The organism is Microbacterium sp., from assembly GCF_035554235.1.
GTDB lineage: Bacteria > Actinomycetota > Actinomycetes > Actinomycetales > Microbacteriaceae > Microbacterium.
Map to the genome: position 1 here is coordinate 1 of NZ_DATMIO010000258.1, position 11,351 is coordinate 11,351.

At 69.5% G+C, this 11,351-nt stretch carries 11 protein-coding genes; 4 read left to right on the top strand and 7 right to left on the bottom strand.

The features are described from left to right. A partial coding sequence (locus tag VNT50_RS12980; protein WP_325485528.1) for a bifunctional copper resistance protein CopD/cytochrome c oxidase assembly protein occupies nt 1-1,439 on the top strand: 1,439 nt, incomplete at its 5' end. A gap of 24 nt (nt 1,440-1,463) precedes the next feature. Here VNT50_RS12980 and VNT50_RS12985 read toward each other — a convergent pair. Next, a complete protein-coding gene (locus tag VNT50_RS12985; protein ID WP_325485529.1) occupies nt 1,464-2,594 on the bottom strand; it encodes a hypothetical protein in 1,131 nt (376 codons plus the stop codon). 109 nt (nt 2,595-2,703) lie between these two features. On the opposite strand from VNT50_RS12985, the gene VNT50_RS12990 reads away from it, so the two are divergent. Beyond that, on the top strand, nt 2,704-4,074 hold the full coding sequence (locus tag VNT50_RS12990) for an ATP-dependent DNA helicase (protein ID WP_325485530.1): 1,371 nt from the start codon (nt 2,704-2,706) through the stop codon (nt 4,072-4,074). 13 nt (nt 4,075-4,087) lie between these two features. Here VNT50_RS12990 and VNT50_RS12995 read toward each other — a convergent pair whose 3' ends face one another. Continuing rightward, on the bottom strand, nt 4,088-4,741 hold the full coding sequence (locus VNT50_RS12995; protein ID WP_325485531.1) for a biliverdin-producing heme oxygenase: 654 nt from the start codon (nt 4,739-4,741) through the stop codon (nt 4,088-4,090). Between the two features lie 43 nt (nt 4,742-4,784). Further along, nucleotides 4,785-5,093, bottom strand: coding sequence for a DUF2470 domain-containing protein (locus VNT50_RS13000; protein WP_325485532.1), 309 nt, complete (start codon nt 5,091-5,093; stop codon nt 4,785-4,787). An 80-nt stretch (nt 5,094-5,173) separates the two neighbouring features. On the opposite strand from VNT50_RS13000, the gene VNT50_RS13005 reads away from it, so the two are divergent. Together VNT50_RS13005 and VNT50_RS13010 are read left to right on the top strand one after the other, a co-directional pair. Further along, a complete protein-coding gene (locus tag VNT50_RS13005; protein WP_325485538.1) occupies nt 5,174-6,484 on the top strand; it encodes a serine hydrolase domain-containing protein in 1,311 nt (436 codons plus the stop codon). Between the two features lie 10 nt (nt 6,485-6,494). After that, nucleotides 6,495-7,457: an EamA family transporter gene (locus VNT50_RS13010; protein WP_325485533.1), complete on the top strand. Its 963-nt coding sequence runs from the start codon at nt 6,495-6,497 to the stop codon at nt 7,455-7,457. Here VNT50_RS13010 and VNT50_RS13015 read toward each other — a convergent pair. The 4 genes from VNT50_RS13015 to VNT50_RS13030 all read right to left on the bottom strand — a co-directional run. Next, nucleotides 7,454-8,725, bottom strand: coding sequence for an MFS transporter (locus VNT50_RS13015; protein WP_325485534.1), 1,272 nt, complete (start codon nt 8,723-8,725; stop codon nt 7,454-7,456). The two genes, VNT50_RS13010 and VNT50_RS13015, sit on opposite strands and share 4 nt — an antisense overlap. A gap of 14 nt (nt 8,726-8,739) precedes the next feature. Continuing rightward, nucleotides 8,740-9,993, bottom strand: coding sequence for an ROK family protein (locus VNT50_RS13020; protein ID WP_325485535.1), 1,254 nt, complete (start codon nt 9,991-9,993; stop codon nt 8,740-8,742). A gap of 53 nt (nt 9,994-10,046) precedes the next feature. After that, nucleotides 10,047-10,445 (bottom strand): C-glycoside deglycosidase beta subunit domain-containing protein, encoded by a 399-nt coding sequence (locus tag VNT50_RS13025; RefSeq protein WP_325485536.1) that lies wholly within the window; start codon nt 10,443-10,445, stop codon nt 10,047-10,049. Next, the coding region (locus VNT50_RS13030; RefSeq protein WP_325485537.1) for an apurinic/apyrimidinic endonuclease family protein at nt 10,438-11,351 on the bottom strand (914 nt) is incomplete at its 5' end. The genes VNT50_RS13025 and VNT50_RS13030, both read right to left, overlap by 8 nt.

The following is an 11,351-nucleotide window of genomic DNA, read 5'->3' on the forward strand; positions in this document are numbered from 1 at the left end:
TGATCGTGGTGCGCCCCGTCGTGTCGCGCGAGCGCATCGCCGTCATCCTCACCCGCTACTCGAGCATCGCCCTCGTCGCCTTCGTCGTCGTGGCGATCTCGGGTTTTGCGCGTGCCACGATCGGCGTCGGCGCGTGGGACAAGCTCGCGACCCCCTACGGGCTGCTGGTGCTCGTCAAGGTCGCTGCCCTGCTCGCGCTCGGCCTGCTCGGCGCGTGGTACCGCCTCCGGCTCATCGGCACGCTGGGCCGGGATGCCGCGCCGGGGCCGGGCGCCGTTCGACCCTTCGACAAGCTCAGGACGACGCAGGCTCAGGAACCGCGAAGTGACGAGGCGTCCCGGCGGTTCTGGAGCCTCATCGCCCTCGAGCTGGCGTTCATGGGGATCGCCAGCGGCGCGGCCGCCGCACTCGCCCGCACCGCCCCGCCCGGCACGTCGGCCCTCCCCGAGATCGGCTCGCCCGCCGAAGTGCTGACCGGAGCCCCGCTGCCGCCGGAGCTGACCTTCGAGCGCTGGTTCACGTCGTGGGACATCGACCTGCTGTGGGCGCTCGCCGCGGCATTCGGCGTCTTCTTCTACCTCGCCGGCGTGCGGCGGCTGTCCCGCCGGGGAGACGGGTGGCCGGTGTACCGCACGCTCCTCTGGTGCGCCGGGCTCGCGCTGCTCTTCTGGGTCACGTGCGGGCCCGTCAATGCGTACCAGGACTATCTCTTCAGCATCCACATGGTCGGCCACATGCTCCTGTCGATGGGCATTCCGCTGCTTCTGGTCGCCGGCGCCCCCGTCACCCTGCTGCTGCGCGCGGCGCGCAAGCGCGATGACGGCACCCGCGGCGGCCGTGAATGGATGCTGTGGGCCGTGCAGTCGCCGGTATCGCGCGTGCTGACCCATCCCTTCGTCGCGGCCGGTCTGTTCGTCGGGTCGCTGTGGACGTTCTACTTCACCGATCTGTTCCGCTGGTCGCTGTACGACCACCTCGGCCACGAGTGGATGACCGCGCACTTCCTCATCACGGGCTACCTCTTCGTGCTGACCCTGATCGGCATCGACCCCATTCCCTACCGCCTGCCCTACGCGGGGCGCCTGCTCGTGCTGATCGGGGTCATGGCCATGCACGCGTTCTTCGGCATCGCGATCATGATGCAGAGCGGGCTGATGGTCGCCGAGTGGTTCGGGGCGATGGGCCGCACGTGGGGCGCGACACCCCTCGAAGACCAGTACGCGGGGGGCGGCGTGGCGTGGTCGATCGGCGAGCTGCCGACCCTGGTCCTCGCCATCACGGTCGCGATCCAGTGGAGCCGGAGCGATGACCGCGCCCAGCGGCGAAGCGACCGGCACGCCGACCGCACGGGAGACACCGAGCTCGAGGAGTACAACGCCACGCTCGCCGCGCTCGCCGAGCGCGACGCCCTGCGGCAGGCCCGGGGCCCGGCGCGGTAGTCGCCGGCGCCCCCGCGCCGGCCGCTATGGCTCGGTCGGCCCGCCGATGCTGATCGACGCCGTTCCGTCGGGCAGCACCACGATCGTGCCGTCGACCAAGAACGGCACGTCTTCGCTGACGTGGCTCACCCTGCCGTCGAAGAGCGAGCGGATGTCGACCTCGATGTGCGCGACGGCTTCCGCCGGAGGGATCACCCAGTCCGCGCCGTTCGGCGTCACCTTGACCGTGGGCTGAGTGGTGATCGTCCACACCGGCGGCTCATCGATGCGGTTCTGCACGTAGTACCCGAAGGGGCAGCCCGTCGGCTGCAGCACCTGCTGGGTCGCGCACGTGGAGAGGAACTCCTCTACCCGGGCCTGCACGACCCCGATGAACTCTTCGGTCGGCTCGGCCTGGATGTCGATCGGCACGTCGGCGAGCGGCGCATCGGCGAGCACCTGCACACCGGGCGTCGCCGAGATCGCGGTGTCGACCGACACCGCATAGAGGCCGGGAGAGAACACGAGGAGCGGCACCGCGTCGAGCGCGGCGGCCTCGGCGCCATCCTTCGAGACCTGCCGCTTGTCGACATCGAAGCCGTTCACCTCGAACCGCATGGATCCGCGGACCGTCAGGTCGATGACCGTGAGCGGACTCTTCGCGAAACGCCATGTGGGGACGAATCCGATCCAGCCGTTGCGCTCGACCGCGAACGTCGTGCTGGCCGAGTGGCCGGCGGCCGAGTACGACACGACGACCTCGATGACGTCTCCGTCGCCCGTCTCGGAGACGACGGTCACATCGGTCAGGGGCGCGAGCGCGTCGCGGCGAAGGAGCGCGTCGGAGGCCGAGGTCGGGAGCCCGGCGCTCTCGAGCTGGGCCGAGTCGATCGCGACGCCCGGCACCAGCAGGGCATCGGCGGCCCGACCCGCCGCGAGCATTCCCACGTAGCGCTCGACGAAGGCCGAAGGGCTGTACATGGCGCGGTAGAGGGCGATGCCACCGACCACGCACGCGCCGAGCAGCGCGGCGACGATGAGCGCGATGATCGTCAGATCGACCGCGAGCGGGCGCTGTGCGGGGGCCGGCTGCGGTGCCGGAGTCGTGGCAGGGGAGGCCGCATCGGGGACCGTCGCCACAGCCCCCGGCTGCACGTCGCTCGCCCCCTGGCTCATGACGCCAGTCTAGAGAGCGCCGACGAGGAGTCATCGACCGCCGACACGCGACGACGCGCCCGGAGCGACCCGTTTACGATGGGGGGACGTCGTCGTCGGTGAGGAACCCGTGAACACACCCGCCCTCTCGGCGGAGCAGGAGGCCCTGTTCCGCCTCATCGAGGACACGCGGGAGCATGTCTTCGTCACGGGACGCGCCGGAACCGGAAAGTCGACGCTGCTGCAGCACCTGGCGTGGCACACATCGAAGCAGATCGCCGTGTGCGCCCCCACCGGAGTCGCCGCGCTGAACGTCGAGGGCCAGACGATCCACTCGCTGTTCCGGCTGCCGATCGGGCTGATCGCCGACAGCGAGATCGACCAGTCCGACGCGACGCGCAAGATCCTGAACGCGATCGACACCCTCGTGATCGATGAGATCTCGATGGTGAACGCCGATCTGATGGACGGGATGGACCGGGCGCTCCGCCAGGCCCGCGGCCGAAAGGCCGAGCCCTTCGGCGGCGTGCAGGTCGTCATGTTCGGCGACCCCTACCAACTCGCGCCCGTGCCGCCGCGCGGCGACGAGCTGCGCTACATCAACGACCACTACCGCTCGTTCTGGTTCTTCGACGCGCACGTCTGGGCGGGCGCCTCGACAGACGGGTCGGACGGCATCATGGATGTCGGCCGCTACGGCGCCGATCTGCACATCCGTGAGCTCGTCGAGATCCACCGCCAGGCCGATGGTGCGTTCAAGTCGATGCTCAACGCCGTGCGCCACGGGGTCGTGACGGCGGAGATCGCCGGCATCCTGAACGATGCGGGCGCCCGCACGCCCCCCGACGATCCCGAGTCGCCGATCATCACCCTCGCGACCCGCAACGACATCGTGAACAGCATCAACCGCCGCCACCTCGCCGCGCTCCCCGGCCGTGAGCAGACGGCGAACGCCGAGATCAGCGGTGACTTCGGGCGGGGAGAGGCGAGCTATCCCGCGGATGCCGAGCTCAAGCTCAAGGTCGGCGCCCAGGTGATGTTCCTGCGCAACGACACCGGGGTGTTCGGTGAGCCGCCGCGGTGGGTGAACGGCACGATCGGCACCGTCATCCGCATCGCCGGCGGGACGGTGCGGGTGGATGTCGATGGCCATGAGTTCGACGTCGAACCCGCCGTGTGGGAGAGGTTCCGCTACGCCTACGATCCCGGCTCGAAGAAGCTGACGCGCGAGATCGTCGCCGAGTTCACGCAGTTTCCGCTGCGCCTCGCGTGGGCCGTCACGATCCACAAGTCGCAGGGGAAGACGTACGATCGCGCCGTCATCGACCTGGGCTCGGGCGCGTTCGCGCCCGGGCAGACGTACGTTGCCCTGAGCCGGCTGACGTCGATCGAGGGGCTGTACCTTTCGCGGCCGCTGCGACCCGGCGACATCCGCGTCGACCCGGACGTGCAGCGCTTCATGCGCGGCCGCGCCGCGCCGATCCAGCCGAGCATCGGATAGCCCGGGCCCGCGCCTACGCGACGGCCGCGCGCTTCGCGCGCTCGAGATCCTCGAAGAGCTCGGTGTTGAAGCGGTAGGCGCGCAGCACCTCGTCGATCACGCGCTCCTTCTCCGCGTCATCCCACGGCACGGCGTCGAGCTGTTCGCGGTAGACCTCCTTGAAGGCCTTCGGGTCGGCGATGTCGTCGAAGAGGTAGAAGCCGACGCCGTTCGTCTCGAACCCGAAGCGGCGCTGCATGAGGCGTCCGATGAACAGTCCGCCGGAAAGGTCGCCGAGGTACCGGGTGTAGTGGTGCGCGACGAAGCCGCCCGCCCACGTCGCCGCCACCTGGGCGATGCGCGCGACGTACCGCTTCGTGGCGGGGAGGGGCCCGATGGTGTCGCGCCACTCCGGACCGACCAAGAACTCGAGGTCCGCTTCGAGGGCGGGCAGGCGGGTCAGCTTGTCGCTGATGAAGACCGCCGCGACGGGATCGTGGCGCATCCGCTCCGTCGCCGACTCCAGCGCTTCGTAGATGAAGTAGTGCTGTGCGACGAGCGCGACGTAGTCGTCGCGGGTGCCCTCGCCCTTGATGAGGTCGGACATGAACCCCGCGCCCTCACTGCCGGAGTGGGCTCCGCTGGAGCGCTCGCGAAGTGCAGACGAGAACGGCACCACATTGGTCATGGCGCCATTCTAAGGGTGACCTAACCTGCGCCGCAGCCCCGTGTCACGCGTGCGGGCGAGGCTCGGTTCCGAGAACCCGGCAGGCGTCGTCGTAGAGGGCCACGATCTCACGACGCACCTCGGGGCGCTCGGTGATGGGACCGCCCGGCCAGGGCACGCGCAGAGCGACGGTCGAGGCATCCGCCATCGACACCGTCCACTCACCCCCGTCGCCGTCGAAGCCCACCATGACCGATCCCGACGCGAGGGGATCGCCGAAAGCGCGGGCGATCAGCAGGTTGTCATCGGCGTGGTCGCCGTTCATGTGCCGCAGCACGGCGGTCACAGTGGCTTCGTCGAATGTGTGAGTCACTCGATAACAGTACGCGTGCGCGATAACGGGATGCCGAGCGGTAACGCATAGACTCGGACGACGAGCACCGGGGGGTGACGATGAGGGCACGCAGCGCGTCCGCGCGCGCCTCCGCGCGCCGTCGGCAGGTGCGCGCCACCGCGGTCGTCGCCGGCCTCGCGGCCCTGGCCCTGGCCTTCTCGGGCTGCGCGCCCGAGACATCCGTCGCCATCTCCACGCCGCCGCAGGTCGATGGACCACTGCCCGATGCGACGCGCGCCCAGCTCGAGGCATCCGTCACCCACGCCATGGCCGCCGCCGGGGCATCCGGGGCGATCGTCGGCGTCTGGGTGCCCTGGAGCGGCACCTGGGTCACCGGCCTCGGCACCGAGTCGTCGATCGACGCCACGCCGGTCGACGCCGACATGGTGTTCCGCATCGCCGACGCCACCCGGCCGATGACGTGCGATGTGCTCTACCGGCTCGCCGCGGACGGTGTCGTCGGGCTCGACGACAGCGTCTCCGAGTACGTGACGGGCGTCCCCGACCTCGAGGGCGTCACGCTGCTCGAGCTCTGCAACGGCACCTCGGGCATCGGCTCCTACCAGCCGACCCTGCAGGCCCAGTGGCTGACGAACCCGAAGCGGGTATGGGGCGCCAGGGAGCTGACGAGCTTCGGGCTCGGGTATTCCGAGTTCACCGGCGAGAACTCGCCCTACCGGGACTCCGACACCGCCTACATCCTGCTGGGCCTCGCGCTCGAGCGCGCATCGGGCAAGAGCGCCGCCGCGCTGCTGGACCAGTACGTGTTCGAGCCGCTCGACATGGTGAGCTCCAGCCTCCCGCGCCCCGCCGCCGCGACCCCTTCGAAGACCGAGCCGGTGCTCCTGGGGCACCACTCGCTGCCCGGCGCAGATGGGGTCATGAACTGCACCGAGCCGCTCGATATCACGCCTCTCTCGTCGAGCATCGGGTTCACCGACTCGGGGGTCACCTCCACGATCACCGACCTGGGCCGGTACGCCCAGGCGCTCGCCGCCGGCGCGCTCGCGCCCGAGGGCCAGCCCGACCGCTGGGCAGCACCCCTTCCGGTCAGCGCCGATGGCCCGTCGTGGCTGCAGTCGACGGGCGGCGCGTTCCTCGCGGGCTCGCTCATCGGCCAGCACGGCACGATGCCCGGCTACATCACGGCCGTCTACTCCGACCCCGGCACGGGCATGACCGTCGCCGTCGTGCTCAACAACAGTGCGGCCGGCGCCGGCCTCGGCGCCTCGCTCGCCTGGGAGCTCGCCGCGATCGCCTCGAAGGCGCCGGCCGCGAGCGGCCAGACCGCGCCGGAGTTCGGGCTGCCCTGGACCGCCGAGCAGTACCACGAGGCCGTCACGCAGGCCGCGGTCTGCCCCATCCCGTGACGCGACGCCCATGACCCGGGCGCCGACGACCCGGGCGCCCGGCTACGCGGTCGTCCTGGTCGTCGCCGGACTGGCGTGCCAGGAGATCGGCGCCGCGATCGCCTTCCTCCTCTTCCCGGAGGTCGGGGCGCTCGGCATGGTCCTGCTCCGGCTCGCCTTCTCCGCCGTCATCCTGCTCGCCATCGCGCGGCCGAGCCTGCGTGGGCACGGGCGCAGCGGCTGGCTCGCCGTCGCGGCATTCGGTGCCGTGCTGGCGGTCATGAACGGGCTCTTCTACCTCGCGCTCGAACGCCTGCCCCTCGGCATCACCGTCACGATCGAGGTGCTGGGGCCGCTCACCCTCTCGATCGTGGTCGCGCGTGCGCGGTCGGCGTGGCTGTGGGCGGGGCTCGCGCTGCTCGGGGTGCTGGCCCTCGGCGGCGGGGGCTGGGATCGCCTCGACCCGGTCGGCGTGCTGTTCGCCCTCGGTGCCGCGGCGAGCTGGGCGTTCTACATCCTCGCGTCGGCGAAGGTCGGTCGCGCGTTCCAGAAGCTCGACGGGCTCGCCCTCGCGATGGCCTTCGGCGCGCTGCTCGCGCTCCCTTTGGGCATCCTCTCCGCGGGTGAGGCGCTGCTGCGCCCAGAGATCCTCGGGCTCGGCGCGGCCGTGGCCGTGCTCTCGTCGACGATCCCCTACGCTCTGGAGCTGATCGCCCTGCGACGCCTCGCGGCCGCGGCGTTCGCCATCCTGATGAGCCTCTCGCCGGCGACGGCCGCGCTCGCCGGGCTCCTCATCCTCGGGCAGACCCTCACCTGGCTCGAGATCGTCGGCATGGCATTCGTCATCGCCGCGAGCGTCGGGGCCGTGCGGGCCGCGCGCCGGGCGGGCGGCGCCGGGCGCGACGCCGAGCAGGTTCAGGATGCCGCGGCTCGGGATGCCGCGGCTCGGGATGCGGGGGGCGAGGCGCCCCCGCTGGCCGGCCCTCTCGCCTAGGGACCCGCCGACGTCGCGAGAGATCCGGGTTCGTGCGCCCACCTGGGGCTGACGCTTCGCCGCTGCAGCCGACTCGAAACCAGCGCGAGACCGGTCACCACGATGCCCGCGAGCGCGGCCGCGCACGCGCCGAACACCATCGCCGACCGTGCGCCGAACCCGTCGGCGACAGCGCCCAAGATCAGGGCGCCCGCGGGCCCGCCCAGCATGAACACGGCGAGATAGATGCCCATCACCCTTCCGCGGATGGAGTCGGCGACCGACATCTGGACCCGGGCGTTGATCGATGTCACGACCAGCATGAACCCCAGACCGAGGGGAACCATGAGGGCTGCGAACAAGCCGAAGGTGGGCGCGATCGCAGCGACGCCCGCGATCGCGGCGGTGCCCGCCGACCCGGCGATGACGATGGCGTAGGACGATCGCTTGAACGACGCGGTGATCAGGGAGCCGACCAGCGCGCCGAGGCCGATGCAGGCGGTGAGGAGGCCGAAGCCGTCCGCGTCGACGCCGTAGGTCGTCGTCGCGGCGGTGGCCAGGAAGACGGGAGTGTTCAAGCCGAAGCAGTTGAACAGGAAGACGCCGACGAGAAGCATGAGGATGTCGGGCCGCCCGGCGACGTAGCGCACCGCGCTCCACACTCCTCCCCGATCGTCCGCGTGCCGATCGGCCGCGGGGCGTCTCAGTGCGCGCGTACGGATCATCAGAAGGATCGCGGCGATCGCCCCGATCGCTCCGACGGCGAACACCCAGCCGCTGCCGACCCAGGCGACGAGGAGCCCGGCGACGGCCGGCCCGACGAGCCGAGCGGAGTTGAACGCCGCCGCGTTCAGCGAGACCGCGTTGGTCATAAGGTCCTTGTCGACCAGATCGACGACGAACGCCTGGCGTGCCGTTCCCTCGATGCCGGCGATCGAGCCGAGCAGCAACGCCGTCACCAGAATCATCCAGTATTCGATGAGACCGGTCAGGGTGAGGATGGCGAGCGTCGTCGCGATGGCTGCCTGCATCGCTTGGACGATGATCAGGATCTTGCGCCGGTCCATGCGGTCCACGATCGAACCGGCCAAGGGTGACACGAAGAACTGCGGCAGGAACTGGGCCGTGACGACGACCCCGAGCGCGAGCGCGTTGTGGTCCGTGAGCACGGTGAGCACGAGCCAGTCCTGGGCCGTCATCTGCATCCACATGACGAGCGCGGAGATGAAGAGCGAGCCGATCCACATCCCGAATGCGGGGGAGGAGAACGCGCGGAAGGTTGCCGGCATGCGCGCGGTCCGCGCTACTTCGCGACCGGCGAGCCGGATTGGAACCAGTTCAGGAAGGTCTGCTCGAACAGGCCCTGCTGGACCATCACCGAACCGCCGCGAAGCGGCTCGAACTCGTCCGCAGGGGATCGGGTGATGACGAGATCCCTGGTGGCGAGGGGCAGGGACTTCTCGTAGACGGAAGAGCGGATGCTCGCGAGGAAGAGCTCGCCGGAGGTGGATAGCGCACCGCCGATGACGACATGCGAAGGGTTGACGGTGTCGACCAGAATCGCCAGCGCATGCCCCGCGAACTTCGCCGAACGCTGAATGAGTTCGATCGCGACGGAATCGCCGTCTCTCGCGGCGGTCGCGAGGTCGAGAGGGGACACTTCGCCGGTCTCCGCGAGAATCTTCTGCAGGAGGGGACCCTCTCCGGCGCGGGCCCGCCGTTCGGCCTCGGCGCCGAGCGCCCATCCGCTCGCGACCGCTTCGAGGCAGCCGGTCTTTCCGCAGCGACAGCGGATGTCGGAGCCGCCGAAGGCGGCATGCCCGATGTTGCCGGCCGCGCCGGTGGCGCCACGCAGAAGTCTGCCCTCACCGATGACCGCGGCGCCGATTCCTGTGCCCATCTTCAGGTAGAGCAGATTCTCGACCCCCTCCGCAGCGCGGACCGCTCTCTGCGACTGGGCGAGAAGGTTGACGTCGGTGTCGACCCATGCCGGAGCGTCCCACTCATCGGCGAGTGTTGCACGGGCATCCACCCCATCCCATCCCGGCATATTGGGGGGCGCGACCAGCTGGCCGGTCTGCGCGTCCACCGGCCCGGGTACGCCGATCCCCAGCCCCCAGACGGGTGCTCGCTCGACCAGCCCCGCGTGCAGCTCCGCGAGCATCTCAACCGCCCGGCCCAGGCTGCGTCCCGGTCCGTCGGCGATGTTCCAATCGGTATGGAGGCGGGTGAGAAAGCGTCCGGAGAGGTCGGAGATGCCGGTGCGAATGTGACGCGCGCCGAACGCGGCCACGAGAATGATGCCGCGCTCGCTGTTGAACCGGATGGTACGCGGAGCGCGTCCTCCACGCGACGCGCCGAGCTCGCCTTCTGACAGGAGGCCGAGCTCGATCAGCTGATCCACGCGCTGGGCCACCATGGCGCGGCTGAGTCCGGTCCCCTGTTCGAGTTCGGGTCTCGTGACTGCGCGCCCGGAGCGCACCAGATTGAGAATGGCCATGACGGACGTCCGAGAGTCGGCGACATCGACCCGGGAAGCGAATCCAGCGGAGGGCACGTGCGATTCTTGCATAAGTTCGTAGTCCCACTTGCTAAAGGTGCTCACGGTGCTCAAGGCCGGCTGAGCCCCTGACGCTGAGACGTCGTCGTGACGGTCGGAGCGGGAGCGTAGGAGATCCGCAACCGCTCCGTGAGCCGCAACTCATGCTCCCCCTCGTCGAGGACGGTTCCCACCACGACGACCTCCGCCGGCTCGCCGAATTCCCATGCGACGTCGTATGTGCCGGCGAGGTCGTCGAGGGTCTTGCGACCCGTTCCCGCGACGTTCAGGCGGATGGCGTCGCGCGCAATGGGGACATCGTCCACGGTGATCTCGAGATCCTCGACCATCGACACGATCAGGCGCCGGTAGTACGCGCAACGCGCGAGGAAGCGGAATCCGATGATGGTGCCGCCGTCGTCCACGGCATCCTGGAGCGAGTCCTCGACGATCATGTACCGGTCAAACATCGCTGTCCTGCCCTTCACCCAGAAGCCCTGACATCATCGCGTGATGTCGCCGCAGCTGTTCTCGACTGTCCACCGGGAAGGCGTCCTGGATGTGCCGGTTGCCTTCATACTCGCTGCTGAGGTACCCGGCGTAGCCGCCTTCCTTCAAAACTGCGATGATCTCGTCGTACGGGATCGAGAACTCGTGGCGGTCATCGACCATTTCGTAGAACTTGGCCTGGATGTGCCCGATGTACGGCATGAACGCCAGCAGCGCCCGCGGATCTTCGTTCGTGTACTGCCCCGCAGCCATCGCGATACGTAGCTCCGCCGGCGAGGGAGTGCCGGATGCTACCTGTTCGAGCAGCGCTGCGACATCCCCTCCATCGTCATACGTGGCCACCGCGCGCTGGACGATGCCCGGATCGGCCCCGTCGCGCAGCGCGCGCTCGGCGATGATCCGTGGAAAGCGTCGTACGAAGATGCCGAGGTCGGGCATGAAGCCCACGACGCCTGGTCCCCACTTCTCCGCGTTCGCCATGTGTGAGTCGAACCAGGGGCTCTCCAACCGGAGGGGCGAGTGGATCTCGGTGAGCAGTCGCACACCGTTCTCGCCCGCGTATCCGGCGGCGAGATCGACGACCTCAGGCGGCGTGGTGGCGAGGATCCGGATGATCCCTGCTCCGAGCTTGCGGGTGTGATCGATATCGCGCGTGAGGTCGTCGACCAGTTCGTCGGTCGGTCGGTCGCGATCGCGGTACAGCTTCGTCTCCGCGAACATGTCATGCGCTGTGGGAACGAATCCGTACTGCTCCACCCAGGCGTGCCACGTGGCGTAGAACTCGTCGGACAGATCTGGGAACCCCGGCATCATCTGCTCGGCGATCGTCTCGATGCCGAGAGCGCCGATAGATACTGCGTGACGGA

Bases quoted from the DNA above. Each gene is read 5' to 3' on its own strand.
- VNT50_RS13015 (WP_325485534.1), bottom strand. From the start codon at position 8,725: ATGCCGGCAACCTTCCGCGCGTTCTCCTCCCCCGCATTCGGGATGTGG.
- VNT50_RS13025 (WP_325485536.1), bottom strand. From the start codon at position 10,445: ATGTTTGACCGGTACATGATCGTCGAGGACTCGCTCCAGGATGCCGTG.
- VNT50_RS12995 (WP_325485531.1), bottom strand. From the start codon at position 4,741: ATGACCAATGTGGTGCCGTTCTCGTCTGCACTTCGCGAGCGCTCCAGC.
- VNT50_RS13005 (WP_325485538.1), top strand. From the start codon at position 5,174: ATGAGGGCACGCAGCGCGTCCGCGCGCGCCTCCGCGCGCCGTCGGCAG.
- VNT50_RS13010 (WP_325485533.1), top strand. From the start codon at position 6,495: ATGACCCGGGCGCCGACGACCCGGGCGCCCGGCTACGCGGTCGTCCTG.
- VNT50_RS12985 (WP_325485529.1), bottom strand. From the start codon at position 2,594: ATGAGCCAGGGGGCGAGCGACGTGCAGCCGGGGGCTGTGGCGACGGTC.